The 25,818-nt window shown below is 74.6% G+C and carries 23 protein-coding genes; 9 read left to right on the forward strand and 14 right to left on the reverse strand.

Translation table 11 applies throughout. The annotated features are described in order from the left end of the window. Positions 1-91: 91 nt before the first annotated feature. Entirely contained in the window at positions 92-1,003 is a 912-nt protein-coding gene (locus ADK60_RS07100) for an arginase family protein (RefSeq protein WP_053644141.1), read from the reverse strand. Between the two features lie 341 nt (positions 1,004-1,344). On the opposite strand from ADK60_RS07100, the gene pip reads away from it, so the two are divergent. Next, positions 1,345-2,304 carry a prolyl aminopeptidase gene (pip, locus tag ADK60_RS07105; RefSeq protein ID WP_053644172.1) on the forward strand — a complete coding sequence of 320 codons (960 nt, stop codon included), beginning with the start codon at positions 1,345-1,347 and terminating at the stop codon, positions 2,302-2,304. Positions 2,305-2,364: 60 nt separating this feature from the next. On the opposite strand, the gene ADK60_RS07110 is transcribed toward pip, so the two are convergent. Further along, complete coding sequence (locus tag ADK60_RS07110) at positions 2,365-3,468, reverse strand: NADH:flavin oxidoreductase/NADH oxidase (RefSeq protein WP_053644143.1); 1,104 nt, start codon at positions 3,466-3,468, stop codon at positions 2,365-2,367. A gap of 223 nt (positions 3,469-3,691) precedes the next feature. Here ADK60_RS07110 and ADK60_RS07115 point away from each other — a divergent pair, with 223 nt between their 5' ends. The 4 genes from ADK60_RS07115 (at position 3,692) to ADK60_RS07130 (ending at position 6,970) form a co-directional block, all read left to right on the forward strand. After that, complete coding sequence (locus ADK60_RS07115) at positions 3,692-4,720, forward strand: MDR family NADP-dependent oxidoreductase (RefSeq protein ID WP_053644145.1); 1,029 nt, start codon at positions 3,692-3,694, stop codon at positions 4,718-4,720. Between the two features lie 30 nt (positions 4,721-4,750). Next, positions 4,751-5,149, forward strand: a complete 399-nt coding sequence (locus ADK60_RS07120) for a MerR family transcriptional regulator (RefSeq protein WP_045940938.1) — start codon at positions 4,751-4,753, stop codon at positions 5,147-5,149. Between the two features lie 147 nt (positions 5,150-5,296). Beyond that, positions 5,297-6,118, forward strand: a complete 822-nt coding sequence (locus ADK60_RS07125; RefSeq protein ID WP_053644147.1) for a lipase family protein — start codon at positions 5,297-5,299, stop codon at positions 6,116-6,118. A gap of 120 nt (positions 6,119-6,238) precedes the next feature. Next, entirely contained in the window at positions 6,239-6,970 is a 732-nt protein-coding gene (locus ADK60_RS07130) for a hypothetical protein (protein ID WP_053644149.1), read from the forward strand. 24 nt (positions 6,971-6,994) lie between these two features. Here the strand turns inward: ADK60_RS07130 and ADK60_RS07135 are convergent, their stop codons facing one another. Together ADK60_RS07135 and ADK60_RS07140 are read right to left on the reverse strand one after the other, a co-directional pair. After that, positions 6,995-7,594 carry a TIGR03086 family metal-binding protein gene (locus tag ADK60_RS07135; RefSeq protein WP_053644151.1) on the reverse strand — a complete coding sequence of 200 codons (600 nt, stop codon included), beginning with the start codon at positions 7,592-7,594 and terminating at the stop codon, positions 6,995-6,997. Positions 7,595-7,745: 151 nt separating this feature from the next. Continuing rightward, positions 7,746-8,777, reverse strand: coding sequence for a medium chain dehydrogenase/reductase family protein (locus ADK60_RS07140; protein ID WP_053644153.1), 1,032 nt, complete (start codon positions 8,775-8,777; stop codon positions 7,746-7,748). A 261-nt stretch (positions 8,778-9,038) separates the two neighbouring features. On the opposite strand from ADK60_RS07140, the gene ADK60_RS07145 reads away from it, so the two are divergent. Further along, positions 9,039-9,770 carry a dienelactone hydrolase family protein gene (locus ADK60_RS07145; RefSeq protein ID WP_053644155.1) on the forward strand — a complete coding sequence of 244 codons (732 nt, stop codon included), beginning with the start codon at positions 9,039-9,041 and terminating at the stop codon, positions 9,768-9,770. A 153-nt stretch (positions 9,771-9,923) separates the two neighbouring features. Then, on the forward strand, positions 9,924-11,123 hold the full coding sequence (locus ADK60_RS07150; protein ID WP_053644157.1) for an FAD-dependent monooxygenase: 1,200 nt from the start codon (positions 9,924-9,926) through the stop codon (positions 11,121-11,123). Between the two features lie 233 nt (positions 11,124-11,356). Here the strand turns inward: ADK60_RS07150 and ADK60_RS07155 are convergent, their stop codons facing one another. The 7 genes from ADK60_RS07155 to ADK60_RS46260 form a co-directional block, all read right to left on the reverse strand. Continuing rightward, on the reverse strand, positions 11,357-11,779 hold the full coding sequence (locus ADK60_RS07155) for a GlcG/HbpS family heme-binding protein (protein ID WP_053644174.1): 423 nt from the start codon (positions 11,777-11,779) through the stop codon (positions 11,357-11,359). 56 nt (positions 11,780-11,835) lie between these two features. Next, positions 11,836-13,041, reverse strand: coding sequence for an MFS transporter (locus ADK60_RS07160; RefSeq protein ID WP_053644160.1), 1,206 nt, complete (start codon positions 13,039-13,041; stop codon positions 11,836-11,838). 227 nt (positions 13,042-13,268) lie between these two features. Then, the gene (locus tag ADK60_RS07165) at positions 13,269-13,736 is read right to left on the reverse strand and encodes a MarR family winged helix-turn-helix transcriptional regulator (RefSeq protein WP_053644162.1); all 468 of its coding nucleotides are present in this window, start codon (positions 13,734-13,736) and stop codon (positions 13,269-13,271) included. 91 nt (positions 13,737-13,827) lie between these two features. Further along, positions 13,828-14,985 (reverse strand): RNA polymerase sigma factor, encoded by a 1,158-nt coding sequence (locus tag ADK60_RS07170; protein WP_053644164.1) that lies wholly within the window; start codon positions 14,983-14,985, stop codon positions 13,828-13,830. 8 nt (positions 14,986-14,993) lie between these two features. After that, a complete protein-coding gene (locus tag ADK60_RS07175; protein ID WP_043465467.1) occupies positions 14,994-15,401 on the reverse strand; it encodes a YciI family protein in 408 nt (135 codons plus the stop codon). Positions 15,402-15,585: 184 nt separating this feature from the next. Then, positions 15,586-17,676 (reverse strand): galactose-binding domain-containing protein, encoded by a 2,091-nt coding sequence (locus ADK60_RS07180; protein WP_079008127.1) that lies wholly within the window; start codon positions 17,674-17,676, stop codon positions 15,586-15,588. A gap of 225 nt (positions 17,677-17,901) precedes the next feature. Beyond that, positions 17,902-20,010: an MFS transporter gene (locus tag ADK60_RS46260; RefSeq protein WP_053644166.1), complete on the reverse strand. Its 2,109-nt coding sequence runs from the start codon at positions 20,008-20,010 to the stop codon at positions 17,902-17,904. Positions 20,011-20,086: 76 nt separating this feature from the next. On the opposite strand from ADK60_RS46260, the gene ADK60_RS07190 reads away from it, so the two are divergent. Then, the gene (locus tag ADK60_RS07190; protein ID WP_045940923.1) at positions 20,087-20,287 is read left to right on the forward strand and encodes a DUF8691 family protein; all 201 of its coding nucleotides are present in this window, start codon (positions 20,087-20,089) and stop codon (positions 20,285-20,287) included. 48 nt (positions 20,288-20,335) lie between these two features. Here the strand turns inward: ADK60_RS07190 and ADK60_RS07195 are convergent, their stop codons facing one another. Continuing rightward, positions 20,336-23,134: a winged helix-turn-helix domain-containing protein gene (locus tag ADK60_RS07195; RefSeq protein ID WP_053644168.1), complete on the reverse strand. Its 2,799-nt coding sequence runs from the start codon at positions 23,132-23,134 to the stop codon at positions 20,336-20,338. Positions 23,135-23,396: 262 nt separating this feature from the next. Between ADK60_RS07195 and ADK60_RS07200 the strand changes: the two genes are divergently transcribed. Next, positions 23,397-23,945: a hypothetical protein gene (locus ADK60_RS07200; RefSeq protein WP_107094531.1), complete on the forward strand. Its 549-nt coding sequence runs from the start codon at positions 23,397-23,399 to the stop codon at positions 23,943-23,945. 59 nt (positions 23,946-24,004) lie between these two features. Here ADK60_RS07200 and ADK60_RS07205 read toward each other — a convergent pair whose 3' ends face one another. After that, positions 24,005-25,645: an MFS transporter gene (locus tag ADK60_RS07205; RefSeq protein WP_053644170.1), complete on the reverse strand. Its 1,641-nt coding sequence runs from the start codon at positions 25,643-25,645 to the stop codon at positions 24,005-24,007. Between the two features lie 2 nt (positions 25,646-25,647). Further along, on the reverse strand, positions 25,648-25,755 hold the full coding sequence (locus ADK60_RS48010; RefSeq protein WP_353651729.1) for an SHOCT domain-containing protein: 108 nt from the start codon (positions 25,753-25,755) through the stop codon (positions 25,648-25,650). Positions 25,756-25,818 lie beyond the last annotated feature (63 nt).

Raw genomic sequence — 25,818 nt, forward strand, 5'->3', positions numbered from 1 at the left:
ATGGGCCGACAAATCCGAAACAGGACAGCCGAAGCGTCAGTCAGTCGATGGGTCAGACCCACCGGCAACATCACCACGAACATCATCACTGTCAGTCGACGCGTCGGCCGAGTGCCCCGACCAGGGCGCCGACCAGTGTGTCCACCATCGCCCCGTCCGGGTCGCGGTCCGGGTTGACCTCGGTCACCACCAGCCCGGCGAACTGCGGCGCGGCGCAGAACTCGGCCAGGCAGTCGAAGGCCACGTCGACCGGCAGGCCCTCGTTGAAGTGCGGGAAGTTCGCCAGCGGGAGGTCCACCGAGTCGATCACGTCCACGTCGAAGTGCAGTACGAACCGCTCGTGGTCGGCGGCGAGCGCCCGCCAGGCGGCCCGCGCCTCGACGACCGGGTCCACCCCGGGCGCGGTGAGCTCCGTGCACGGCAGGGCCCGCAGCCGGTAGCGGCCCAGCCGCTCCCGCCCCGCCGCGCCCAGCTCCACCGGGTCGTAGCCGAACGCCACGATCCCCTCGGGCCCCAGCAGCGGTGTGCGCGGCCCGGCCTCCCGCAGCTCGGGCGCACCGTCACCGAGCAGGTGCGACAGCACCATGGTGTCCAGGATCCCGGAGCGGCTGCTGTCCGGCACCGACAGGTCGAGGTCCCCGTCGAAGTACAGCAGGCCGGTACCGGGCCGGCGGGCGACGTACGCGGCCAGCACGCCCAGGGTGATCGTGCAGTCCCCGCCCACGACCAGGGGCACCGCGCCGTCGTCGAGGACGGCGCCGACGGCCTTGGCCACCGCGCGCACCACCTCGACCACCAGCGGCAGGTTCTGCCGGTCGCGGCGGTCGGGGTCGGTCCGGAACGGCACCACCGGCAGGTCCCCGCGGTCGGTCACCGTCACCCCGGCCGCCCGCAGCCGCTCCACCAGGCCGGCGGAGCGCAGGGCCGCCGGGGCCTTCTCCTGGCCGGGGCCGTGCGTGCCCGCGCAGGACGGGACCCCCAGCAGTGCGAACTCCTCGGCCACGGTCGCTCCCTGTCCGTTCGTCCCGGCCCTGTCCCCGTCTCCGCCCGGGCGCCGCGTCCGCACCCGGAACCGGGCGGCACGCGCGAGGCGGAGCGCGGCAGTGGGCCGAGCGTATCGGCGGACGGGGTGCGCGGCGCGTTCCTCCCGGGGGTGTCGGCGGTGTCGCTCTCCTCGGCTGCCGGCGGAGCACCGGTGCCGCTCGACGCGGGCCGTGAGGTCCGGCGCCGGACGGGCGTGCGCCACGACCGGGCGGTCCGTCAGTTCCGGTTCCGGATAAGGTGATCGGCTCGTTCGGCAGCTGGTACGACCGCCGCCGTCGGGTCCGCGTACGATCGATCGCCATGGTGGATCTCTATGCTCCGACCGAACCCTACGACCGCGGCTTCCTCGACACCGGGGACGGCAACCGCCTCTACTACGAACAGCTGGGCAATCCGGCCGGCAAGCCGGCCGTTCATCTGCACGGCGGACCGGGCTCGGGCACGGCCGACCGTCCCATGCGGGCCTGGGACCCGTCCCGCTACCGGCTGGTCCGCTTCGACCAGCGCAACTGCGGGCGCAGCACCCCGCACGCCTCGGACCCGGCCGTGGACATGGCCCTGAACACCACCCGGCACCTGGTCGAGGACATCGAGCGCCTGCGCGAACACCTGGGCATCGAGCGCTGGCTGGTCAACGGCGCCTCCTGGGGCTCGACGCTCGCGGTGGCCTACGCCCAGCAGCACCCGGAGCGGGTGAGCGAGGTGGTGATCGCCGCCGTGACCACCTCCCGCCGCTCCGAGATCGACTGGCTCTACCGGGGCGTGGCGCAGTTCCGGCCCGAGGCCTGGGAGCGTTTCCGGGACGCCGTGCCGGAGGCCGAGCGCGACGGGGATCTGCTCGCCGCCTACGCCAGGCTGACGGCGCACCCCGACCGGGCGGTGCGTGAGCGGGCCGCTGCCGACTGGCTGGCCTGGGAGGACGCGGTGGTGTCCGGCGAGCCCAACGGCGTGCCCGGCATGTACAGCCGGCGGGAGGCCGACGCCCAGGTGGCGTTCGTCCGGATCTGCGCCCACATCTTCGGCCACGGGGCCTGGTTGGAGGAGGGGCAGCTGATCCGCGACGCCGGGAAGCTGGCCGGCATACCGGGGGTGCTGGTGCACGGCCGGCACGACCTGAGCTGTCCGGTGCGGACGGCCTGGGAACTGGCCGCGGCCTGGCCGGGTGCCCGCCTGCACATCGTCGAGGACTCCGGCCACGCCGGCAGCGAGGAGCTGAACCTGCTCGCCCGCCGGGCCATCGAGGAGTTCAAGGACCGCTGAGCGCGGCGGCGCCGGACGGGCCGGGCAGGGGCCCGTCCGGCGTGGCGGCGGCCCTGGCAGCTATGCGCGGTGGTACGGCATCGGGCCGGTGACCTCGGCGCCGAGCGCGCTGGCGGCCTGGCGGGCCCAGAACGGGTTGCGCAGCAGCTCGCGACCGAGCAGGACGGCGTCGGCCCGGCCCTCGGCGAGGATCCGCTCGGCCTGCTCGCGGTCGGTGATCAGGCCGACCGCCGCCACCGGAAGGTCGGTCTCGCGGCGGACCGCCTCGGCGAACGGCACCTGGAAGCCGGGGCCGGCCTCGATCCGGGCGTCCGGGACGAGGCCGCCGGTCGAGACGTCCAGCAGGTCGACGCCGTGGGCGTGGAGCTCCTTGGCCAGCCGGACGGTGTCCGCCGAGGTCCAGCCCTCGCGCTCGTCCTCGGGGTTCTCGGTGAGCCAGTCGGTCGCCGAGATCCGGAAGAAGACCGGGAGCTCCTCGGGCCACACCGAGCGGACGGCGTCGACGACCTCCAGCGCGAACCGGATCCGGCCCTCGAAGGAGCCCCCGTAGCCGTCGGTGCGCCGGTTGCTGTGCGGGGAGAGGAACTCGTGCACGAGGTAGCCGTGCGCCCCGTGGATCTCGGCGACCTGGAAGCCGGCGTCGAGGGCCCGGCGCGCGGCGTCGGCGAACTGCCGCACGATCGCGCCGATCTGCTCCACCGAGAGCTCCTCGGGCGTGACCCGGTCCGGCTCGAACGGCAGCGCGCTGGGGGCCACCGGCCGCCAGCCGTGCGCCTCGTCCGGCCCGATGGCCCGGCCCCGGTCGACCCAGGTCCGCTCGGTCGACGCCTTTCGCCCCGCGTGGGCGAGCTGGACGGCCGAGACGGTGCCCTGCGCCTTCAGGAAGGAGGTGATCCGCCGGAACCCCTCGACCTGGGCGTCGTTCCAGAGTCCGAGGTCGTAGGGCGAGATCCGGCCCTCGGGGCTCACCGCGGTGGCCTCGGTGATGATCAGCCCGGTCCCGCCGGCGGCCCGCGCCGCGAGGTGGGTGAAGTGCCAGTCGGTCGGCACGCCCGCCGCCTCGCCGTCCGGGGCGGCGCTGTACTGGCACATCGGCGGCATCCATACCCGGTTGGGGACGGTCAGCGACCGCAGGGTGAGGGGGGTGAACAGGCTGGTGCTCATGTCGGACTCCAGGAGACGACCCAAGAGTGATTGCAGGTGCAATCTCTGTGGAAACAATAGTTGCATGCGCGCCACAATCGCAAGCCTCGGCCGTGGACCTGGAATGGCCTGGCGCGGGCTTGCCCCTGACGCGCGGGGCAGGGGTTAGCGTCCCGCTGTCGGACGGCCCGAACACGGGCCGTGCGGCACCGCCAACACCAGCACCGAACCCAGGAGTTCGCCCATGTCCACACTCCCCACCAGCACCCGTGAGGTCCGCCTCGTCTCCGCTCCGGACGGGCTCCCCGTCCCCGCCGACTTCGCCGTGTTCGATGCCCCCCTGGCCGCGCCGGGGTCGGACCAGGTACTCGTCCGCAACCGGGCCTTCGTGGTCTTCCCCGGGCTGCGCAGCCTGATCGGCGGCGAACTCGACTCCGCCGTCCTGCCGACAGTCCGACCCGGCGACCCGATCTTCGGGCCTGCGATCGGCGAGGTCCTGGCCGCGCCCGCCGAAGGGCCGCTGCGCCCCGGGGACCTGGTGACCCATCTGCTGGGCTGGCGCGAGCACGCCGTGGCCGAGGCCGCCGCGTTCACCCGGGTGGCCGACGGCTTCCCCGACCCGCTCGCCCTGCTGTCGCCCGCCCTGGCGGCCTACGGCGCGCTGACCCGGGCGACCGGCGTACGGGAGGGGGACGTCGTCCTCGTCACCGGCGCGGCGGGAGCGGTCGGCACCGTGGCCGGACAGGTGGCCCGGCTGCTCGGCGCCGCCCGGGTGATCGGCACCACCGGCTCGGCCGCCAAGGCGAAGCGGCTGACGGAGGAACTCGGCTACGACGCCGTACTGGTGCGCGGCGAGCGCCCGATCGCGGACCAGCTCGCCGAGGCGGCCCCGGAAGGCATCGACGTCCTGCTGGACATGGTCGGCGGCGAGCAGCTGACAGCGGCCGTCGACGCCGCCCGCCCGGGCGCGCGGTTCGCGCTGATCGGCGCGCTCGCCGGACAGTTCGACCCGGCCCGCCGCGGTGCCAGCGCGCCCGCCGTGGTGGACAGCTTCCGGCTGCTCGTCCGCGACGCCACCGTCCACGGCATCGCCGGCCAGCGCTACCAGGACCTGGACCCGGAATGGCGCGAGCGGCTCGCCGACTGGCTGCGGTCCGGTGAACTGGCCGTCCCCCGGACCGTCCTGACGGGCATCGAACAGGCACCCGGAGCGTTGTCCCGGCTGATCGAGGGCGGCCTCTTCGGCGCGCTGATCGTGGAACTGCGGGACTGACGCACACACGGAGGACGGATGGCGGGCCGGATGAGGATCGGCGACGCGGCGGCAGCCGCCGGCACCACGCCCAGGGCACTGCGCTTCTACGAGCAGCGCGGACTGCTCCCGCCCGCCGTCCGGAGCGCCTCCGGCCAGCGCGAGTACGGGCCGGAGGCCGTGACCAGGGTGCGGGTCATCCGCGCCCTGCTGGCGCTCGGCCTCACCGTGGACGACCTGGCCAGCCGGACCCACCGGCTGGACCTGCTCGCCGAGGACCCTCCGCGCAGCTGCGCCTCCGACGGGGACTTCGGGCCGGACACCTTCGCCCCGGTGGTCGAGCGGCGGCTCGCCGCGCTGGACGCGGAGATCGCCCGGCTGACCCGGCTGCGCGAGGCCCTGGCCCGCCACACCGGGACGGAGGCCGGTCCGCAGCTCTCGCGCCAGTAGTGCCGGGCGCGGCGGCGGGTCCACCGGGCGTTCGGGTGATCCTGCGGTGCGGCGCTGATCGTGCGTGGGCGATCGGCGCTAGGAAGTGCAGGACCGCACCGCGCCGGTGGCCCGTGGGCCGCCGGCCCCACGAAAGGAGTCCCCGGCGTGGCCGTCCCCACCACGTTCGACCATCGGGTGAAGAGCTACAGCCTGCCGCACGCGTACTGGCTGGCCAGGGCCGCCGACCTGGCCTACAAGGACAAGGACACCATCGAGCGGCAGGCCCGCGACTGGGGCTTCACCGAGGTGCGGCACCACGAGAGCAAGTTCGTCCCGCCCTTCCCGCTCCAGGACACCCAGGCCTTCACCATGGCCGGTGACCACATGATCGTGACGGCCTTCCGGGGCACCGAGCCGCAGCAGATCCGCGACTGGCTCTCGGACGCCTCCACCCCGCCCTGGCCGGGGCCGGCCAGGACCGGCTACCTGCACTACGGCTTCGGCGAGGCCCTGGAGTCGGTCTTCCCGGACGTGCGGAAGGCCGTCACCGAGCTCCGCACCCAGGACCAGAGCGTCTGGCTCACCGGCCACAGCCTCGGCGGGGCGCTGGCGATGCTGGCCGGCGCCCGGCTCCTGCTGGAGGAGCCGCGACTGGCGGCCGACGGTGTGGTCACCTTCGGCCAGCCCCGCACCTGTGACCGCCTGCTGGCTGCGGCGTACAACAAGGGCTTCCAGAACCGGATGTACCGCTTCGTCAACAACAACGACATCGTCCCCCAGCTGCCGCCCGAGCCCGCCTACACCCACGTCGACGCCCTGCGGTACATCGACTCCGGTGGGAAACTGCACGACTCGGTCGGCCTGCTCGGCGGCCTGGCGGACCGGGCGAAGGGCCTGACCGCCGACGCCTTCGCGCCGGCCAGTGACGGCATGCGGGACCACTTCATGCGCAACTACCTCGCCGCGCTGGAGAAGAACCTCGCCTGACGGCGGTGGGGATCCGGGTCCGCCGGGCCCGGATTCCCGCGAACCCGCCCTCCCCGCCGCCGAGTTCTGGAAGCATCGACCTCGTTCCCGCGGGCGCGGGAGGGAATGGGGGCCGGGGCGATGGACGCGACCCGCACATACCGGTCGGGAGCGGCGGTCCTCGCCGGGGCGGTGGCCGCGGCCCTGGGGATCGCGGGCTGCACGTCCGGCGGCTCCGGCGGGGCGACGGGATCACCGTCCTCCGCGGGCCCGGCGAGCACCTCGGCACCCGCTCCGAGCGCCACCCCGACGGTCGGCTCGACGGAAGCGACGGCCACCTCCTCGCCGCCCGCCGCACCGGCGCCGAGCCCGAGCTGCTTCGACACCGGTATGGTCGGCGACACCACGGTGGCCGGCTACCTCTCCCGGCTCCCCGGCGCCGCGCGGATCGTCGACCCGGGGATCTTCATGGACCTGGACGGCCTGCACCTCGACACCACGACGGACCGGCGGCCGTGCGGACCGGTGACCGTGCGGATCACCCGGTTCACCGTGCGGCTGTCCCACACCGGTTCGGGCACCGTCACCCGCCCGTCCTACTCCTACAGCCCGCTGGACACCACCGAGGTGACGATCGGTCCGGCCAACGGGGTCGCCCCGGGCAGTGCGCCCCCGGCGACCTCGCACTGCTCCGGGGTGCTCTCCGTGGTCCAGTTGGGCGCGCCGGTCAAGGACAGCGACCTGCCGCAGCGGCTCGACCTGGTCACCCCGAGCCCGGCGCCCACCGCGCCGTACCACCAGAAGGTCAAGGTGACGGGCGAGCGCCAGGTGGCAGCCGGCCTGGCCCTCCCGGCCGACGCCGCCACCTGCTGACGGCCGACTCCCGCCGCTCCCGCCCTATGCGGTCGGCGGCGTCCACCGCGGGTCACGGCCGGTGAAGCCGAGCAACTTCGCCGCCGGGCCCGCGTCGGCGGGGACCTCGACCACGGGGCCGAACTTGCCGAAGGAGTCCCGGACGAAGTCGACGATCCGGGCGGCCGGACTCTCCAACCCCTCCGCCAGGGAATCGGTCAGCGGGAGGTCCTGACCGGTCGCGCGGGCGATGTCCCAGGCGTGCACGGCGGCGTCGAGCGCCGCGACCGCAGCACCGGCCCCTGCCGGCATCGGGCCCATCGGCGTCGGCACGCTCTCGGCGTCCCGCACCGACTCCCAGGCCTTCGCCGCCCCCTCCAGCACCCGCGCCAGCTCGGCCACCGCGTCGCCGCCACTGCCGTCCGCCGGAGCGTCCGCAGGGTCGAACGGGTCCCCTGCCGGCGCCTCCTCGGTGATCTGCATGACCAGCGCCTGCTGGTCGAGCCGCGCGTGGTTCAGCACCTGACGCACCGTCCACTCGCTGCACGGCGTCGGCGCCCCCCAGGCGCCCTCCGGCACCCCCCGCACCACGGTCAGCAGGTACTCGTGCGCCCCGGCCAGCAGCGCGAAACCGTCGACGGACATCCGGCATCCCCTCCAGATTCATCAGGCATCGACCCGGGCGGCAGCACCGCCCGCCCCGAAGTCGTTCACCCTCACCATAGGCCCCACCAGTGCCAATCGGCAGCTCCGGCAGTTTCGACGGCCGGGGGCCGACCGGCGCCGCACGGGCCGGTCAGGGCGTCAGGACGATCTTGCCGCCGACCGTGCCGGACTCCGCGAGGCGCAGTGCCTCCGCGGCGCGGGCCAGCGGGAGTTCGGCGGCGACCCGGGCCGTCACCTCGCCGCGGCGCACGGCGCCGAAGACCTCGCCGAGGTCGGTCCGCAGCCGGGCGCGGAAGCGGTCCTTGCCCAGCCCCCGGCCGGCCCAGATGTTGTAGAAGTGGGCCCGGCGGCCGTTCGGCAGGGTGTTCCAGAGCCAGGTGCGGGCGAGGACCTTGAGCACGGGCCACTGCTTGGAGCCGCTGTCGTCCCGGGTCGAGGCGCTGCCGTAGGCGATCAGTGTGCCGCCGGGGGCGAGCAGGCTCCAGGAGTCGATCACGCTGCGGCCGCCGACGTGGTCGAACACCGCGTCCACCCCGTCCGGCGCCAGCTCCCGGACCCGGGCCGCGACCTCGCCCGCGCGGTAGTCGACCGGCTCGACCCCGAGTTCGCGCAGGGCGTCGTGGTGGCGGGCGGAGGCGGTGCCGATCACCCGGACGCCCGCCGCGCCGGCGAGCTGGACCAGGACGGAGCCGACGCCGCCGCTCGCGCCGTGCACCAGGACGGTCTGTCCGGCGCGCACCCGTGCCCGGCGGTGCAGCATCTGCCAGGCGGTGATGCCGTTGACCACCACGGTCTCCGCCTCGGCCGGGGTGAGGCCGTCCGGCACCGGCACGGCGTCGGCGGCGTCGACCACCACATGGCTGGCCCAGCCGCCGACCTTGACCAGTGCGGCGACCCGCTGTCCGAGCAGCCCCGGGTCGACGCCCTCGCCGGTGGCCAGTACCCGGCCCACCAGGTCGTAGCCGGGCACGAAGGGGAAGGGCGGCTGGTCGTAGTACCGGCCGCGGCGCATCTGCTGCTCGGCGAAGGAGACGCCGGTGGCCTCGACGCCGATCACGATCCGGCCCGGCCCGGCCTCCGGCACGGCCCCGTACCGGAGCTCAAGACCCTCCGGAGCCACGATGCCCGGCAGTACGACCTCGAGCAGACGCTCGTCACCCATGATCGTGTTCTCCTTCTTTGTTCGGCAGATGCTTTCGCGTTCGTTATAAGTTATAACTCCATCGAGCTGTGAGCGTCAAGAGCGATCGTGAGACCCTCTAACTGAGTGCACCGTTCAAGATCGCCGTGATACTTTCGCTCCCGCCGTGCGCCGCTGCGACCCGAGGAGGTGGGACCGATCAACGCTGCAACCCGTCGGGCACCCCTCCCTCGCATGGCTTGAGGGCTGCCCGCACCAGGCATCCCGAAAGGCCCGAACGCTATGCACTTCACTTCTGAAGGCTCCTCCGACGGCATCCGCGAGCAGCTCTTCGTCGTCGATGACGTCCCCGCCGCGCTGTGGACGCCGGACGGCCCCGCCACCACCCGCCCGCTGGTCCTGCTGGGCCACGGCGGCGGCGAACACAAGAAGGAGCCCGGCATCCTCGCCCGGGCCCGCCGGCTCGTGACCGAGTGCGGCTTCGCGGTGGTCGCCCCGGACGTCCCCGGACACGGCGACCGCCCGGCCCAGGAGGAGTACAACCGGATCGCGATCGCCAACCAGGAGCGGATCGCGGCCGGCGCGGACCCGGGGCCGCTGCTCGCCGAGTTCCACGCCCTGGTGTCGCGTCGGACGGTGCCGGAATGGCAGGCCGTCCTGGACGCCGTCCAGCGGCTCGACCACGTCGGCGCCGGACCGGTGGGCTACTGGGGGGTCTCCCTGGGCTGCGGGCTCGGCGTGCCGTTCGTCGCCGCCGAACCCCGGGTCCGCGCGGCGGTCCTGGGCCTGGGCGGGGCGCTGGCCTCGGCGGCGGAGGCCGCCCGGATCACCGTCCCGGTGGAGTTCCTGCTGCAGTGGGACGACGAGCGGGTGCCGCGCGAGGCGGGCCTCGCCCTCTTCGAAGCGTTCGGCTCCGCCGAGAAGACCCTGCACGCCAACCCCGGCGGGCACGGCGACCTCCCGGCCTTCGAGCTCGACAGCACCCTGCGCTTCCTCGCCCGGCACCTCGGCTGACCGCCCCCCGGCCGGCTGCTGCCGGCGCTCTGTCGGTGGACCGACAGCGGCACCGGCGTCCCGCCGGTGGCCTGCCGGTGTCCTGACGGTGCGCCGACGGCGGCCGGGGGGAGCCTGGTGCGTGGCAGCACACGAACCAGGGGAGGCCCCGCCATGCCGAACAGCACGCGACCGCAGCACTCGCGCCCGACCACGGTCCTGATCTCCGGTGCCGGGATCGCCGGCACCGCCCTCGCCCACTGGCTGGACCGCTACGGCTTCCGCGTCACCGTGGTCGAGCGCGCGCCGTCCCTGCGCGGGGGCGGCCAGCCGGTGGACATCCGCGGCAACGCCCTCGAAGTCGTCGACCGGATGGGCCTGTTGGCGGAGGTCGGGGCGCGACGGACCGGCCTGCTGGGGATGTCCGTGGTCGACGGGGACGGCCGGGAGCTGAGCCGCACCACCGAGCGGACGGCCAGCGGCGGACCGGTCGACGGCCCGGACGTGGAGATCCTGCGCGACGAACTCGCCGAGCTGATCGCCGGGGTGGCGGGCAGCGGGGTCGAATACCGCTTCGACGACTCGATCGAGACCCTGGTGCAGTACGAGGAGGGGGTCCAGGTCCGGTTCCGCGGCGACGAGGAGCGCTCCTTCGACCTCGTCGTGGGCGCCGACGGCCTGCACTCCAACACCCGCCGGCTCGTCTTCGGCCCGGAGGAGGACTACCTGCACCCGATCGACACCTATGTGGCGGGCTGGAGCGTGCCCAACCACCTCGGGCTGGACCGCTGGCAGGTCGTCCACCGGCCGGGCGACTCCTCGGAGCGGATGTGCATGGCGATGACCGTCCGCGACAACGCCGAGCTGCGCGTCTTCGTCGGCTTCGGTTCGGACGAGCCCCTCGGGCGGATGCTTCCGCGCGACCCCGCCGAGCAGCGCCGCCTGGTCGCCGAGGTCGCCGCGGACCTGCGCTGGGAGGTGCCGCGCTTCCTGGCCGCCTTGGACGACACCGAGGTGTTCCACTACGACGTCGTCGCCCAGATCAAGATGGACCGCTGGTGGAACGGCCGGGTCGCGCTGCTCGGCGACGCCGGGTACTGCTGCTCGCCGCTGACCGGGCAGGGCACCAGCGTCGCCCTGACGGCGTCCTACGTCCTGGCGGGGGAGTTGCACCGGGCGGACGGCGACCACCGGGCCGCCTATCCCGCCTACGAGCGGCGGCTGCGCGGGCACGTGGCTGCCAACCAGGCGATCCTCGAACTCACCGGCGACCGGCTGAAGGCGGACGGCGCCGAGGGCGGCTTCGAGGAGATCGCTCCGGAGATGGACGTGGTCTTCCGCGCGGCCACGGTCTTCGACCTGCCGGACTACTGACGGACCGTGCGCCGGTGGCCCCGGCGCGCCGGGGAGGCGGGCCGGGGCCACGGTGGGCTTCGGGTCACGGAACACTTTGCAAAGTCCCCGACGACTTTGCAAAGTGTTCTGCTTTGCAAAGTGCTCCGCGCGGCGACGGCTCCGAGGGAGCCGGGAGCCGGGAGCGGGAAGTCGGGAGCCGGGTTCCCGGAGCGCGGCGGACACGCCGGACGGCCCAGTGCGCAGAACGCACGTCAGCCGGCGAGCTCCCGGAGGGCGGCGGTGGCGAAGCCGTGGTCCTGCTCGGGGGCGCCGCCGCCGATGCCGAGGGCGCCGATCAGCCGCCCGTCGCGGTGGACGGGGACGCCGCCGGCGATGAACAGCAGCGGCCGGTCGAGCGCGGTCGGCAGCGAGTGGAACGGCCCGTCGGGCTTGACCAGGTCGACCAGGTCGGCGGTCGGGGCGTTCAGCTGGAGGGCGGTGTAGGCCTTGCGGGTGCTGGTCTCGCCGGAGATGAGGACGGCCCGGTCGTCGCGGCGGAAGGCCAGCAGATGGCCCCCGGCGTCGAGGACGGTGACGCTGACCGCGACCCCGGCCGCCTCGGCGGCGGTGCGGGCGGCCGCGACCAGGGTCTCGGCGTCGGCGGTGGTCAGCGGGGCGACGGCGGTGGTGCTCAAGGTGGCGGTCAGGGTGGTGCTCATGGTGGTGCTTCTCCTCGAAGGAAGGGGGGCGATCAGTGGTGGACCGGGACGGCGGTGGGGGAGGGCGCGGCGGTCACGGCCGTCGGAGCCTTGCCGGTGCGGCGCTCCAGGGCGGCGGACCAGAGGGCAAGGGCCAGGGCCGCGGCGGCGAGCAGAGCACCCACCCAGTTCGGCGCGGTGTAGCCGAGGCCGGCGGTGATGACCATGCCGCCGAGCCAGGCAGCGAGGGCGTTGCCGAGGTTGAAGGCGCCGATGTTCACGGCCGAGGCGAGGGTGGGGGCGCCGTGAGCCTGGTCCAGCACCCGCTTCTGCAGCGGGGGGACGGTGGCGAAGCCGAGCGCCCCGACGAGCACGACGGTGATCGCGGCGAGGACCTTGTTGTGGGCGGTGAGGGTGAACAGCGCGAGCACGAGGGCGAGGCCGCCGAGCGTGGTGTACAGCAGGGGCATCAGCCGCCGGTCCGCGAACCGGCCGCCGAGCAGGTTGCCGAGGAACATCCCGATGCCGAACAGCACCAGCAGCCAGGTCACCGCGCCGTCCGAGTAGCCGGCCACGTGGGTCATCATCGGGGCGATGTAGGTGATCGCGGCGAAGACACCGCCGAAGCCGAGGACGGTCATGGCCATCGCCAGCAGCACCTGCGGATTGCGGAAGGCGGTCAGCTCGCGGCGCAGGTGGGCGCCCTCGGGGCGGGCCTGCTCCGGGACGAGCCTGGCGATCCCGGCCATGCCGACCAGGCCGAGCGCGGCGACGATCACGAAGGTGGTCCGCCAGCCGACGGCCTGCCCGATGTAGGTGCCGAGCGGGACGCCGACGACATTGGCGACGGTGAGTCCGGTGAACATGGTGGCGATGGCGCCGGCCTTCTTGTCCGGGGCCACCAGTTCGGCGGCGACGACGGAGCCGATGCCGAAGAACGCGCCGTGGGCGAGCGAGGCGACCACTCGGCCGGCGAGCATCGTCCCGAAGGTGGGGGCGGCGGCGGAGAGCACGTTGCCGACCACGAACAGGCCCATCAGCAGCATCAGCATCCGCTTGCGGCTGACCTTGGTGCCGAGCACGGTGAGCAGCGGCGCGCCGAGGACCACGCCGAGGGCGTAGCCGGTGACCAGCAGGCCCGCGGTCGGGATGGAGACGCCGTAGTCGGCGGCGATCTCGGGCAGCAGGCCCATGATCACGAATTCGGTGGTGCCGATGCCGAAGGCGCCGACGGCCAGAGCGAGCAGTGCGAGTGGCATTGGGCTCGACCCTCCTGTGATTGCTTGAGTGAGCTCCTTGCGTGTCTTCACAATAATTGCAGACGCGCGATAACTGCAAACGCGGGATGTCGCTGTGCTCCGGATGTCGGCTGGTGCAGGCTGTGCGGCAGGGTGCGAAACGCGGAGGACCGGCCCCAGCGCAGTGCTGGAGCCGGTCCTCGGGGTGCTGATGCGAACGGCGATGCGAACGGCGATGCGAAAGCGGCCTACCGCGCCGCCGCCGGGGCGTCCACGGCTTCGACGGCCTCGACCAGGGAGGCCAGCTCGGGGTGGCGGGCCGCCTCGGTGAGCGCCTCGCGCAGGGCGGCGTCATTGGTCGGCCGCGCCTCTGCCAGCAGCTTCAGTCCGGCGTCGCTCACATTGGTGTAGATGCCGCGCCGGTCGGTGGGGCACAGGTAGCGCGACAGCAGGCCCCGGTCCTCCAGTCGGGTGACCAGCCGGGTGGTGGCGCTCTGGCTCAGTACGACCGCGTCGGCGACCTGCTTCATCTGCAGGTGGCCGCCCTCGCCGTCGTGCTGGCGGCTGAGCACGTCGAGCAGCGAGTACTCCCGCACGCTGAGGTCGTGCCCGCTCTGCAGGGCGCGTTCGATGTGCCCCTCGATCCGGCTGTGCAGGAGGGAGAGTGCGCCCCAGCCGCTGGCCAGGGCGGTGAGGGCGGGGTCCGTGGCGGTCATGGGTCCGGGCCTCCTTCCGGGGGTGGCCGTTCCAGGATAAGCCATCGGAGGAAATACCGGCCAGGGCTGCTAGCAGGCGGATGCAAGTATTTCAGGGGCGGCCGTCCCCGCCCGACGCCGTGTTGAGCCGGGCGGCCTGCCGGGTCAGATGGTCCCGCTCGGCGAGGTTGGACGCCGCCAGGGCCGCCTCCGCGTACAGCCGGGCCGCCGTCGCCCGGTCGCCCGCGCGCTCGTGCAGATAGGCCGCCGCCGCCGTGCGGCGCGGCACCGCCCCGTCGACGTCCGCGAGCGCCGCCAGCCCCGCGCGCGGCCCGTCCGCCTCGCCGACGGCGACCGCGCGGTTCAGCCCGACCACCGGGCTGTCGGTCAGCCGCAGCAGTTCGTCGTACCACTCGACGATCTGCACCCAGTCCGTCTCCCCGGCCGTCGGCGCGTCCGCGTGCAGCGCCGCGACCGCCGCCTGCGCCTGGAACTCCCCCAGCCGGTCGCGGACCAGGGCGCCCTGGAGCACCGCGACGCCCTCGGTGATCGCCGCGGTGTCCCACCGGGAGCGGTCCTGCTCGGCGAGCGGCACCAGCGCGCCGTCCGGCGTGGTCCGGGCCGCCCGCCGGGCGTGGTGCAGCAGCATCAGCGCGAGCAGTCCCGCCACCTCCGGATGGTCCACCCGGGCCGCCAGCTGCCGGGTGAGCCGGATCGCCTCGGCGGCGAGGTCGACGTCTCCCGAGTAGCCCTCGTTGAACACCAGGTAGAGCACCCGCAGCACGGTCGCGACATCGCCGGGGCGGTCCAGCCGCACCCCGGACACGGTGCGCTTGGCCCGGCTGATCCGCTGCGCCATGGTCGCCTCGGGCACCAGGTAGGCGCGGGCGATCTGCCGGGTGGTGAGCCCGCCGACGGCGCGCAGGGTGAGCGCGACCGCCGAGGCGGGCGACAGCGCGGGGTGGGCGCACAGGAAGTACAGCCGGAGCGTGTCGTCGACCTCGGCCACCGGCCCCGGCGCGGGCTCCTCCTCGACCCGGTCCTCGCGCCGCCGCCGGGCCGTGTCCGCCCGGGAGGCGTCCAGGAACTTCCGCCAGGCGACCGTGACCAGCCAGCCCTTGGGGTCGCGGGGCGGGTCCTCGGGCCAGACCCGCAGTGCCTCGACCAGCGCGTCCTGGACGGCGTCCTCGGCCGCCGCGAAGTCGGCTCCGCGGCGGACGAGGACGCCGAGCACGCCCGGGGTGAGACCGCGGAGCAGTGCCTCGTCCATGGGTGCGGTCACTCGGTGACGGTGGGTGCGACGCCGTAGAAGGGGCGCAGCTCCAGCCACTCGTGGATCGGCCGGCCGCCCGCGCCGGGGGCGGCGGACAGCTCGCCGGCGAGTTCGACGGCGCGCTCGTAGCTGTCGACGTCGATCACCATCCAGCCGGCGATGAGGTCCTTGGTCTCGGCGAACGGGCCGTCGGTGACCGGCGGGCGGCCCTCGCCGTCGTACCGGACCCAGGTGCCCTCGGGGGCGAGCGCCTGGCCGTCGACGAACTCGCCGGTCTTCTCCAGCGCGGCGGCGAAGTCGTTCATGTACTGGATGTGGGCCGAGACCTCCTCCGGCGTCCAGCGGTCCATCGGCACGTTGTTGACCGCCTCCGGCGCGCCGCGGTAGTGCTTCAGCAGCAGGTACTTCGCCATGGTGTCCCTCTCCTCGGGGGTGGTGCGGCCCATTCTGGCCGCGCTCACCCCTGGGACGGAGCAGGCCACGGGTTCTCGACACCGCCGCCGAAGAATTTTTCCGGGACGCCGGAGGGCCCGTCCGGGGGCGGTCGGTGCGACCGCCCCCGGACGGGCCCGGTGGACCCTGCGAGTCCGGAGCGGGTCAGGCCCGGTACACGCCCACGTCGTACAGCGAGTACCCCCACGAGGTGGCACGCTGCTCGCCGTGCACCCGGACGTACCGCGCCGGGACGCCGGCGAACCGGGCGGTGTCCAGTCCGCCGTCACCGGAGGTGGTGGACCAGACGGTCCGCCAGTTGCTGCCGTCGGTGGACACCTCGATCCGGTACGCCCTGGCGTAGGCGCGCTCCCAGTCCAGGGTGACCCGGGAGACCAGGGTGGTGGTGGACAGGTCGAGCTGCAGCCACTGGTCGTCGCTCCAGTCGCTGGCCCACCGGCTGGACGGGCTGGCGTCGATCGCCCGGTCCGCGGCGTAGCTGGTGAACGGGTTCCACTCGGCCGAACTCGCGCCGGCGGAGCCCCCTACGGTGAGGTTGACGGCCGCCTGGTGGTGTTCCGCGGCGCCCAGGGTGGTGAGGTAGGACTCCGCGCCCCGGAACAGGTCGTCGACCACGCCCTGCCCGCCGACCTGCCGGATGTCCTCGATCCAGTCCGGCACCAGGCCGTAGTGCGCGGCCCCGTCGGTGTTGAGGTCCCAGGTGCGGCTGCCGGCGGTGGCGCGGTCGACCAGGGAACCGCCGTCGGCGGTGCGGAACGGGTAGCGCACGGGGTTGGGGGTGTCGGCCCCGCGCGGGCCGGGCCAGCCGCCGACACCGTTCATGTCGGTGCCGTAGCCGTACCCGACGCCGTACTTGTCGCGCAGCGCGTCGGTGCGCTTCGCCTCCGAGCTGAACGCCTCCGCGCCGTTCATGTACTGGGCGACGAAGCCGCCGAGCTTGTAGACGCGCTCCATCCAGCCGAGGTCCATCCAGCTGTGGGAGGAGACGACGCCCGGGTAGGACTGCGATTCCAGGACGTCCAGGGCCCGGCCGGCCGCCTTGACGCTCATATGGTCGAGCTCCAGCATCATGCCGCGCCGCATCATGCCGCGCAGGGCGTACTCGCCGAGCTCGGTCAGGCCCCTGGTGTTGCACTGCGCGTCCCCGGCGTACGAGGGGACGGTGACCCCGGCGGGCAGTTGCTGCTGGATCGAGGCGGGGGTCGGCGCCAGCCCGATCGGGTTGTCGTGCTGCGGGCCGGCGCACTTCTCGGTCTGCCAGAAGGTGCCGGTCGACAGGAACTGCCCGGCGTTGATCGCGGTGCCGAGCGCGCCCTCGTCGAACCGGACGCCGCACAGCGCGTTGTCGAACTTGTGGCACAGGAACATGCTGCGCACGCCGAGCCCGTACAGCTCGTCGAGGCCGCGGTCGATGTCCGCGCGGCTGCACTGGGCGATGTCCAGGACCTGCTTGCAGCCGAAGGGCTCGGAGGTCTCCACCCCGAGCACCACGGCCAGCTTGCCCTGGCGGACCACCTCGCGGGCCTGCGCGCTGTCGGTGACGATCCGGAACCAGCCCTTGCCGGGCCCGCCGTACATCTTGTCGATGTACGCCTGGAGGTCCCAGGACTTCTGGGCCTCCAGCCGGATCGCGGTCATCTCGTCGCAGCTGCGGTCCTTGAAGAAGTAGACCGAGCAGATCACGCCGTTGGTCACCAGGTCGTTGACCAGCACCCGCTCGCCGCCGCGCCAGGCGCGCTCGATCCAGGCGTAGTAGTTCTGCTGGTGGGTCAGCGAGTCGTGGGCGGGCCAGTCGGCGAAGGTCGGCCAGCCGACCGGGTCGTGCTTGCCGTCACCGCCCTTGGTGATGAGGTCGAAGATGGCGAGGGAGCCGTCGGGGTAGTGCTCCGGACAGTCCTTGAGGGCGTCCTCGACCCCGGCCTCGGAGAAGGCCTTGCCGCAGATGAGGCGGCCGCCGAAACCCTCGGCGGCCATGATGTGGTCGTGGGCGTCGACGAAGCCGCGGACCTTGCCCTGGGCGTCGGTGCCGGTGAAGGGCGCGCCGGTGACGCCGATCGCGGCATCGGGGGCGGGCCGGGCGACCGGGTCCCACCAGTTCGGCCCGGCGGCGCCGTGCGCCGGCGCGGCGAGGGCCGCGGCGACCAGGGCGAGCAGCGTGGCGATCAGGGTGGCGATCCTGCGGCGGACGGGGAAGCGCTGTGCGTGGGGACGACGTGGGTGGGGGAGTCGCGTCATGTGCACCCCAGTTCCGGGTGGCGGGCGGACGACGCGGACGACGCCCGCCGCGGCACGGAGCGCCGCCCGGGCGGGCTGTCATGTCCTGCGTACTCGGTGGGTCGAGAATCGCCACTGTTGGATTTTTCGTCAATAGCCGTGGCACAACCCGCTCGTGCCAATACCGGCGGGGACCCCGCCGAGGGCACCGGCGGGGCTCGGCGGTCGGGCGCTCAGCGGTGGCGCTCAGCGGTCGGGCGCGCCCGCCGGCCGGTCGTGCGGCAGGAGCAGCGCCGCGCCGAGGCCGACGACCCCGAACACGGCGAGGGCGATCATCGCGGCCGCGTACCCGCCGTTGGTGAGTTCGGCGACCAGGACGGTGCCGGCGATGGCGGTGCCCGGCGAGGAGCCGAGGTTGGAGACACTGCGGGACAGGCCGGAGATCTCGCCCTGCCGGCTGTCGGGGAAGGCCGACTGCACCACGTTGGCCGAGGGGGTGAGCATCAGCCCGAGGCCCAGCCCGATCAGCAGCAGCCCGGGGGTGAAGGCCCAGATGTCGTCGACGGCGCGCACCAGCAGCAGCAGGACGAGGATGCCGGCGGTGGTCGTCGCGAAGCCGGTGACGATCAGGGTGCGCTGGGACCACCGCTTCGCCAGCCGTTCGGCGCCGAGCGAGGAGGCGAGCAGGCCCAGGGTGGCGGCGGTGAAGACGCCGCCGGTGGCGACGGCGCTGTAGCCGCGGACCACCTGGAGGTACGCGCCGACCGTGAACGAGACGCCCATCGGCACCAGCCACTGCGGCGTTCCGGTGACCAGGCCGAGGTTGGAGACGTGGTCGCGGAACAGCGAGGTGGCCAGCAGCGGTTCCCGGCCCGCCCGCTCCAGTCGGCGGATCCAGCCGAAGAAGCCGGTCAGCACGGCCGCTCCGGCCGCCAGCAGACCGGTCATCAGCCACACGTTGTCGTCCGCCGCGAGGATGCCGGTGACCAGCAGGACCAGGCCCGCCGCCGACAGGACGGCGCCGACGGCGTCGACGGCGTCGAACGGCCGGTCGGGGTCGGGCGGCAGCGGGTCCTCCAGGGTGCGGGTGAGGAGGAGGATCAGCGCCGTTCCGGGCTCCTCTCGAACGTCCGCGTTCCGCAGGGCGGCCGGCGGCCGGTCCGTCAGGCGATGCCCCGTCGGTCGAGCTCCTCGTCCAGGGCGAGGGCCGCGTCGATCAGCGCGAGATGGGTGAACGCCTGCGGGAAGTTGCCCAGTTGCTCGCCGGAGGGTCCACTGCTCGGTCAGCCAGTCGACCATCCGGCGGAACGCGTCCCAGCCGCGCAGCGCGCTCATGTCGCCGCGGTCGTCCCCGTCGGCGGCCGCGGACGCGAACGCCGCCTCGCCGTAGATGTCCAGCTGGAGCTGGTCGGCGGCGCCGTTGCCGACCCGCACCGGGGCGGAACCCCGGTAGCCCTCCCAGCGCGGCAGCGTCTCCTCGCCGAGCAGGCGTTCGCCGTCCACCCGGTACATGATCCGGAGCCCGTCGTGCTCGGTACCGGCGCTCTCGATCCGCTCCCGGACCCAGCGGCGGAAGGACTGGGCCTCCTCCCGGAAGCCGAGGCCGATCAGGGTGTGCACGGAGAGCGAGGCGTCGCGGATCCAGGTGTAGCGGTAGTCCCAGTTCCGCTCCCCGCCGATCTGCTCCGGCAGGCCCATGGTCGCGGCGGCGATCGGCGCGCCGGTCGGGTGGTAGCTGAGCAGCTTGAGCGTGATCGCCGAGCGGTCCACCAGCTGCCGCCAGCGGCCCCGGTAGGTGGACGACCTGAGCCACTCGTACCAGTACGACCGGCAGGCTTCGAAGGCCGCCCAGTTCGCCCCGTCGTCCGGGGCCGAGGGCGGCTCGGCGCCGGAGGGCAGGGCGGTCAGGGACACGGTCGCCGTCTGCGCCGCGTCCAGGGTGAACCGGGCGGTCACATCGGCGCCGTCCGGGCGCAGCACCGCCGGCCCGGTGGCCTGCACGCAGAGGTCCTGGCCGGGCCCCCGCAGCCGCACGCCGCGGTCGTCGAGCACGGTCAGGGTGTGGGCGGCGCGGCCGTAGTCGAACCGGGGCCGGCACTCCAGGACGAACGGCACCCGGCCGCGGACCACCCGGGCGGCCCGGACGATCCGGTGCCGGTCGCTCGGGGTCGGCGAGGTGTCGGGCGGCATGAAGTCGACCACCTCCGCCACCCCCTCGGGGGAGAGGAAGCGGGTGATCACGATCGCCGTGCCGGCGAGGTAGAGCTGCTTCACCGTGACGTCCGGCACCGCGTCCCGGTCGACGGCGAGCCGGCACCGGCCGGTCCGTCGCGGGCCGGCTTCCCGCGCGGTCACCTCACGGGGGTGATGCGGTGGGCTCCGCGCGGCGGCAAGACTGGACGCCACCGCCGAGGCGAAGGGAGCCGGCCCCATGCGCTACGAGATCCGGGTGTCCGGCGTACTGCAGGAGACGACCCGCCGGGAGGGCTTCCCGGAGCTGGCGAGCACGGTCGTCCCGGACCATACGGTGCTGGTCGGCGAGGTGGTCGACGAGGCCCACCTGTACGGGCTGCTGAACCGGTTCCAGGCGCTCGGGCTGACGGTCACGGAGCTGCGCCGGCTGCCCGAGTGAGCCACCCCGGTGGGCCGCCCGGGCGAGCCGTCGGGGGCACGGCCCGGCTCAGGGCGCGTCCAGCAGGCGCAGCCGGGTGGCGGTGCGCACCGCGTCCCGGCGGTTGGCCGTCCGCAGCTTGCGGTTGACGCTCTTGAGGTGCGTCTTGACGGTGTTCGGCGACACGTACAGCTCGTCGGCGATCTCCTGGGTCGACAGCAGCCGCGCGGCGCAGAGCAGGATCTCCCGCTCCCGTCCGGTCAGCGGCTCGACCGGCGCCCCCGCCGGCGGCACCGGACCGGCGTCCGCGCACCGCTGCTCCGGGGCCTGATCGCGGACGGGCGGCCGCAGGTCGGCCGGCAGCCAGCCGTGGGCGCGGGCCAGGTGGGGCAGTCCGCGCAGCCGCCGGCGCACCCAGGGCGCCGACTCGCGGAACGGCCGGCACAGCCGCTCCGGCTCGGCGGCGGCGAGGGCCTCGGCCAGCAGCCGGGCGCTGTCGGGACCCTCACCCGCGGCCTGCGCCAGCAGCAGCAGCGCCCGGGTACGGGTCGCGCCGCCCACGGCCGGGTCGTCGAGCAGGGACCGCAGCCCGGCCAGGGTGCCCTGCTCGTCCCGGCCGGCCGCCAGCCGGGCCCGGGCCGCCACCACCAGGGAGTCGGGCGCCAGGGTGTCGGCCGCCGGGGTCGGCACGTCGTCCAGGGCCGCCACCGCCGCCCCCGGCCGTCCGGCGGCCAGGTGCGCGGCGCAGGCCGCGACGGCGAGGCGCTCGCGGCTCCAGTCGGAGGTCCGGTCCGCCAGCCCGCGCCGCCGGGTCTCGTCCAGCAGCCGCAGCGCGCTGTCCGGACGGCCCTCGGCCAGGTGCAGCCCGGCCCGGACCACGCAGCTCCCCAGCGTGACCACCGGATCGTGGTCCGGCGCGCGGCCGCGGGCCACCCGGTGCAGCGCCGCCCGGGCCTCGGCCGGCTCGTCGCGCTCCAGGGCGGTGGCGGCCAGCACGAGGTCCCGGACCTCGGTGCGGCTGTCCGGCGGCAGGCTGGAACGGTCGGCCTCCTCGTCCGCCTCGCGCACCCGGCGCTCCGCTCGCCCCGGCCGACCGCGCAGGTGGTCGATGAGCGCGAGCCGGCACAGCGCGTCGTGGCGCAGCCGGGCGGTGGTGGGCGAGAGCGGGGCCCGGGCCGCGCGTTCCAGCGCCCGGCCGGCCTCGTCCAGGCGCCCGTGCCAGAGCAGCGCCGAGCCGAGGTCGGCGGCGATCAGGGCGAGCAGCTCGGGGTGCCGCTCCAGCAGGTCGGCGGGCACCCGGCGTTCCAGCTGCCCGGCCCGGCGGGCGGCGCGGTCGGCGAGCGCGGCCGAGCCGAGCAGCCGGGCGGCGCCGGTGCGCACCAGGACGGCGGCCAGCTGGAGCGGGGTCCGCTCGGCGGGCAGCAGCGGTTCGACGTGCTCCAGGATCCGCAGCGCGCTCGCGGCCTCGTCGCGGGTGAGGTGGACGGCCGCGCGGACCAGTTCGGCGGCCGGGCCGCGCTCGGTCGGCGGCATCCGGGCGAACAGCGCGCACAGCCGGGTCGCGTCGCGCCCGGCCAGCAGCTCGCCGAGGGCGTACTCGTCGACCAGCAGCCGCGCGGCCAGGGCCCAGGCCCCGGCCTCGGCCGCGTGGTCCAGCGCGGCCCGGTACTGGCCGTGCCCGGCGAGCCAGTGCGCGGCCCGCACCCGCAGTTCGTCGACCCGCTCCGGGGCGGCGGCGCGCAGGTGCAGGCGCAGGATCCCGGCGAACATCGGGTGCAGCCGGTACCAGCCGTCGGGCAGGGCGTCGGTGAAGGCGTTGTCCTGGTGCAGCCGGTCCAGGATCCGCCGCCCGTCGCGGCGGCCGGTGAGCGCGTCGGCGAGGTCGGGGTGGACCCGGCCCAGGATGCTGCAGCGCAGCAGCAGGTCCTGGGTCGGCGCGGGCTGGCTCCGCAGCACCTCGGCGAGCAGGAAGTCCGACAGCGCGGCGGGCCCGGCGTCGATCCGTCCGAGGTACGCCTCGGGGTCGTCGGCGTCCTGCGCGGCGAGGGCGAGCAGCCGGACCCCGGCCGTCCAGCCGGACAGCGCGTGGTGCACGGCCCCGACGGCGGCCGGGCCGACCCGCAGCCCGTGCCGCTCCAGCACGGCGGCGGTCTCGGCGCGGTCCAGCGCGAGTTCGCCGGCCCGGATCTCGGCGAGCTCGCCCGCCGCCCGGTAGCGGTGCAGGGGCAGCAGCGGCTCGCTGCGGCCGACCAGGACGAGCCGCAGCCGGCCGGCGGTGTGCCGGACCAGGTCGTGCAGCTGTTCGGCGAGCCGGAGGTTGTCGAGGTGCTCGCACTCGTCCAGGACCAGGACCACCGGCCGGGGGCGGGCGTTGATCCAGGCGGCCAGCCGCAGCAGCAGGGACGGCTCGACGTGCTCGGCCCGGGCGGGGGCGCCCACCTCCGCGGGCAGTCCGGCGACCCCGGTCTGCAGGGCCTCGCGGACATAGGCCCAGAAGGTGCCGGGCTGGTTGTCGCTCGGCTCCAGGGTGAGCCAGCCCGCCGGGCCGGGGAGGCGGCCGCGGGCCAGCCAGTCGGCCACCAGCAGGGTCTTGCCGGCCCCGGCCGGGCCGTTGACCAGGGTCACCGGACGGAGCGCGGCCGCGTCGAGGCGGCCGAGCAGGCGGTCGCGGCGCAGGAAGGCGGTGGGCGTGCGGGGCGGGCGGACCCGGGTGGCCAGCATCGGGTCGCCGTTGGGCAGCCGCGCCGGGGTGGGTTCCCGGTCCGTCTGCGCCGTCGGGACCCGGGGGACGGACGCGGGGGTGAGCACCGGTGGGGAGGCGTGCCCGGGCGGGGAGAGGGGCGCGGGCGCTGCGCGGATGTACGGCATTGGGCCACCGCCTGGTGGTTCCGCCCTCGGGAGGGCACGTCCGGGCGTGACGCGGGACGCGGTTCCCGGCGGCGGGCGCCGCCGGACCGCCCGGGGGGTACGTCCCTTCGACCGTAGTACGGCCCCGAGGCCGGGTGCCATCCGAGCCGGGTGCCAACCGGGGGTGGGCCCGCCCGCCGGAGGTGGCCGGGCGGACCCCGAGCGGCGAGGATCGCGGAAAGGACTCGGCGCGCCGGCCGAGCACAGCCCCCAGGAGGCCGCCGTGAGCGTCCCCGGACCGGGACCCCGCCGCCGTGTCCCCGGCCCGCCCGAACCGGGCCTGCCCGAACCGGGCGCGGCCGTCCCGGAACGGCGGACGGACTACGCGGGCGCGGTCTACGGCTCGATGCTGGCGGCCTCCGTGATCGCCGCGTCCAGCGTGCAGGAGCCCCATCCGAGGCTGTCGCTGGTGCTGCTGCTGGTGGTCACCGGGCTGGTCTTCTGGGCCGCCCACGTCTACGCGCACGTCGCCGGGCAGCGCGAGGCGGGGCAGGACGTGACCTTCCGCCAGGTGCGCCGGGTCGGCCGGCACGAGTGGCCGATCGTCGAGGCCGCGGCGCTGCCGGCGCTGGCGGTCCTCGTCAGCCCGTCGCTGGGCGCGGGGGAGAACGCCTGGCTCGCGCTGGCGGTCGCGGTCTGCCAGCAGGTGGCCTGGGCCACCCTGGGCGCCCACCGGGCCGGCGTCCGCCCGCGCCAGGTCGTCGCGGAGGGCGCCGTCAACCTGGTCCTGGGACTGGTCATCGTCGCGGCCAAGGTCGCCGTCGGCCACTGACCGGCGCTGGCCAGCCGGCTCCGCAGGACACTCGGCCCGGTCCTGAGGACGCGGTTCAGTCACCCGTTCGGCGGGACGGAGCGGCGGCCGTTCGCGTTCCCGGGGCGGGTGCCCGTTCGCGTGCCCGGGCGGGTGCCCGGCAGGTGACCGGTGAACAGCACCGCGCCGGCCGTGATGCAGGAGCAGGCGAGCACCGCGGCCTTGAGACCGTCGATCTGCGCGTCCTGGTAGTTCTCCACCACGGCCGCCGCCTCCTCCGGCGGCACGTCCGGCCGCGCCGCCAGCGCGGAGGCCACCTGGTCGGCCGGGACGAAGGACAGACCGGCCTCCACCTGGACGGCGGTCTGCTGCGCGACGGCCCCGGAGACCCGGGGATCGCTCTCGATCTGGCTGGTCACGGAGGTCGCGAGGGCCCCGATGAGGATCGCCCCGATCAGCGCCGTCCCGAGCGAGGAGCCGAGGTTCTGCGCGGTGTACTGCAGCCCGCCGGCCTCGCTGCGCTCCTCCGCCAGCACGCTGGACTGCACCGTGTTGCCCAGCTGCGAGGCGAGCATCCCCATCCCGACGCCGAGCAGGGCCATCGCCCCGGCGAAGGAGGCGCCGTCCAGGTCCGGTCCGATCGCCGTGATCAGCCACAGGGTGGCGGCGAGCAGGACCAGCAGCCCCGCCCTGGCGATGGTGCGCGGCGAGGCGTAGCGCAGCAGCAGGGTGCCCGACATCGAGGCGCCGAGCATCGTCACGGACACCGGCAGCAGCCGCAGGCCGGTCTCGAAGGCGTTCAGGCCCTGGACGACCTGGAGGTAGAGCGGGATGACGAAGAACAGGCCCAGCAGGACGGTGTTCTGGTTGAACAGGGTGATCAGCCCCGAGCGCAGCGTCCGGTTGCCGAACAGGTCGAGCGAGACCAGGGGCGTGCGGCCCCGGCCCTCGCGTCGGCGCTCGTGCACGCAGAAGGCGTAGGTCAGGGCGGCGCCGAGGGCGACGACGAACAGGGTCGGCGCGAAGCCGAGCACGGTGAACGGCGGGTTGCGCGGCTGGACCCAGCCCCAGGTCCCGCTCTGCAGCACGGCCAGCACCATCAGGGCCAGGCCCGAGGCGGACAGTACGACGCCGAGCAGGTCGAGCCGGGGCGGGTCGGTCGGCCGGGGCTGCGCCGGTATCCAGCGCATCAGCAGCAGGATCGTCACGACCAGCACCACTTCGCCGGCGAACACCAGCCGCCAGGTCAGATAGGTGGTCACCCAGCCGCCCAGCAGCGGGCCCACCGCGATGCCCGCGCCCGCCAGGCCGCCGATCACGCCGTAGGCGACGGCCCGGTCGCGGCCCGCGTAGGAGCCGGCCACCAGCGCGGCCAGCGCGGGCAGCACCAGGGCCGCCCCCAGGCCCTCGATGATCGACCAGCCGAGGGCGAGCACCCCGACGGTGGGCGCCACCGCGGTCAGCCCCGAGCCGACCGCGTACACGACCAGGCCGATCACGAACACCCGGCGGCGGCCGAACATGTCGCCGATCTTGCCGCCGGTCAGCATGAAGGCCGCCATCACCAGGGTGTACAGGGTGATGACGGCCTGGATGGCGGTCACCTCGGTGTCGAAGTCCTCGACCAGCTGGCTGATCGAGACGTTCATCACCGAGGCGTCCAGCACCATCAGGAACTGGGCCGTGCCGAGGACGACCAGGGGCTTCCAGCGGTTCGCCATGGTCAGCTGCCGAGGATCCGGGCCTTCTGCGCGGCGAACTCCTCCTCGGTGAGGACCCCCTGGTCCTTGAGCGTCGCGAGGTCCTTGAGCTGGTCCAGCTTCTCCTCCATGGTCGGCGCGGCGGGCGCCGCGGCGGCCGGCGGGGGTGCGGCCGGGGCGGCGGCGGGGGCGGG

The sequence above is a fragment of the Streptomyces sp. XY431 genome (genome assembly GCF_001279805.1).
Classification (GTDB): Bacteria; Actinomycetota; Actinomycetes; order Streptomycetales; family Streptomycetaceae; genus Kitasatospora; species Kitasatospora purpeofusca.

Bases quoted from the DNA above. Each gene is read 5' to 3' on its own strand.
- pip (WP_053644172.1), top strand. From the start codon at position 1,345: ATGGTGGATCTCTATGCTCCGACCGAACCCTACGACCGCGGCTTCCTC.
- ADK60_RS07110 (WP_053644143.1), bottom strand. From the start codon at position 3,468: ATGAGCACCAGCCTGTTCACCCCCCTCACCCTGCGGTCGCTGACCGTC.
- ADK60_RS07115 (WP_053644145.1), top strand. From the start codon at position 3,692: ATGTCCACACTCCCCACCAGCACCCGTGAGGTCCGCCTCGTCTCCGCT.
- ADK60_RS07120 (WP_045940938.1), top strand. From the start codon at position 4,751: ATGAGGATCGGCGACGCGGCGGCAGCCGCCGGCACCACGCCCAGGGCA.
- ADK60_RS07130 (WP_053644149.1), top strand. From the start codon at position 6,239: ATGGACGCGACCCGCACATACCGGTCGGGAGCGGCGGTCCTCGCCGGG.
- ADK60_RS07135 (WP_053644151.1), bottom strand. From the start codon at position 7,594: ATGTCCGTCGACGGTTTCGCGCTGCTGGCCGGGGCGCACGAGTACCTG.
- ADK60_RS07140 (WP_053644153.1), bottom strand. From the start codon at position 8,777: ATGGGTGACGAGCGTCTGCTCGAGGTCGTACTGCCGGGCATCGTGGCT.
- ADK60_RS07145 (WP_053644155.1), top strand. From the start codon at position 9,039: ATGCACTTCACTTCTGAAGGCTCCTCCGACGGCATCCGCGAGCAGCTC.
- ADK60_RS07150 (WP_053644157.1), top strand. From the start codon at position 9,924: ATGCCGAACAGCACGCGACCGCAGCACTCGCGCCCGACCACGGTCCTG.
- ADK60_RS07160 (WP_053644160.1), bottom strand. From the start codon at position 13,041: ATGCCACTCGCACTGCTCGCTCTGGCCGTCGGCGCCTTCGGCATCGGC.
- ADK60_RS07165 (WP_053644162.1), bottom strand. From the start codon at position 13,736: ATGACCGCCACGGACCCCGCCCTCACCGCCCTGGCCAGCGGCTGGGGC.
- ADK60_RS07170 (WP_053644164.1), bottom strand. From the start codon at position 14,985: ATGGACGAGGCACTGCTCCGCGGTCTCACCCCGGGCGTGCTCGGCGTC.
- ADK60_RS07175 (WP_043465467.1), bottom strand. From the start codon at position 15,401: ATGGCGAAGTACCTGCTGCTGAAGCACTACCGCGGCGCGCCGGAGGCG.
- ADK60_RS07180 (WP_079008127.1), bottom strand. From the start codon at position 17,676: ATGACGCGACTCCCCCACCCACGTCGTCCCCACGCACAGCGCTTCCCC.
- ADK60_RS07190 (WP_045940923.1), top strand. From the start codon at position 20,087: ATGCGCTACGAGATCCGGGTGTCCGGCGTACTGCAGGAGACGACCCGC.
- ADK60_RS07195 (WP_053644168.1), bottom strand. From the start codon at position 23,134: ATGCCGTACATCCGCGCAGCGCCCGCGCCCCTCTCCCCGCCCGGGCAC.
- ADK60_RS07205 (WP_053644170.1), bottom strand. From the start codon at position 25,645: ATGGCGAACCGCTGGAAGCCCCTGGTCGTCCTCGGCACGGCCCAGTTC.
- ADK60_RS48010 (WP_353651729.1), bottom strand. From the start codon at position 25,755: ATGGAGGAGAAGCTGGACCAGCTCAAGGACCTCGCGACGCTCAAGGAC.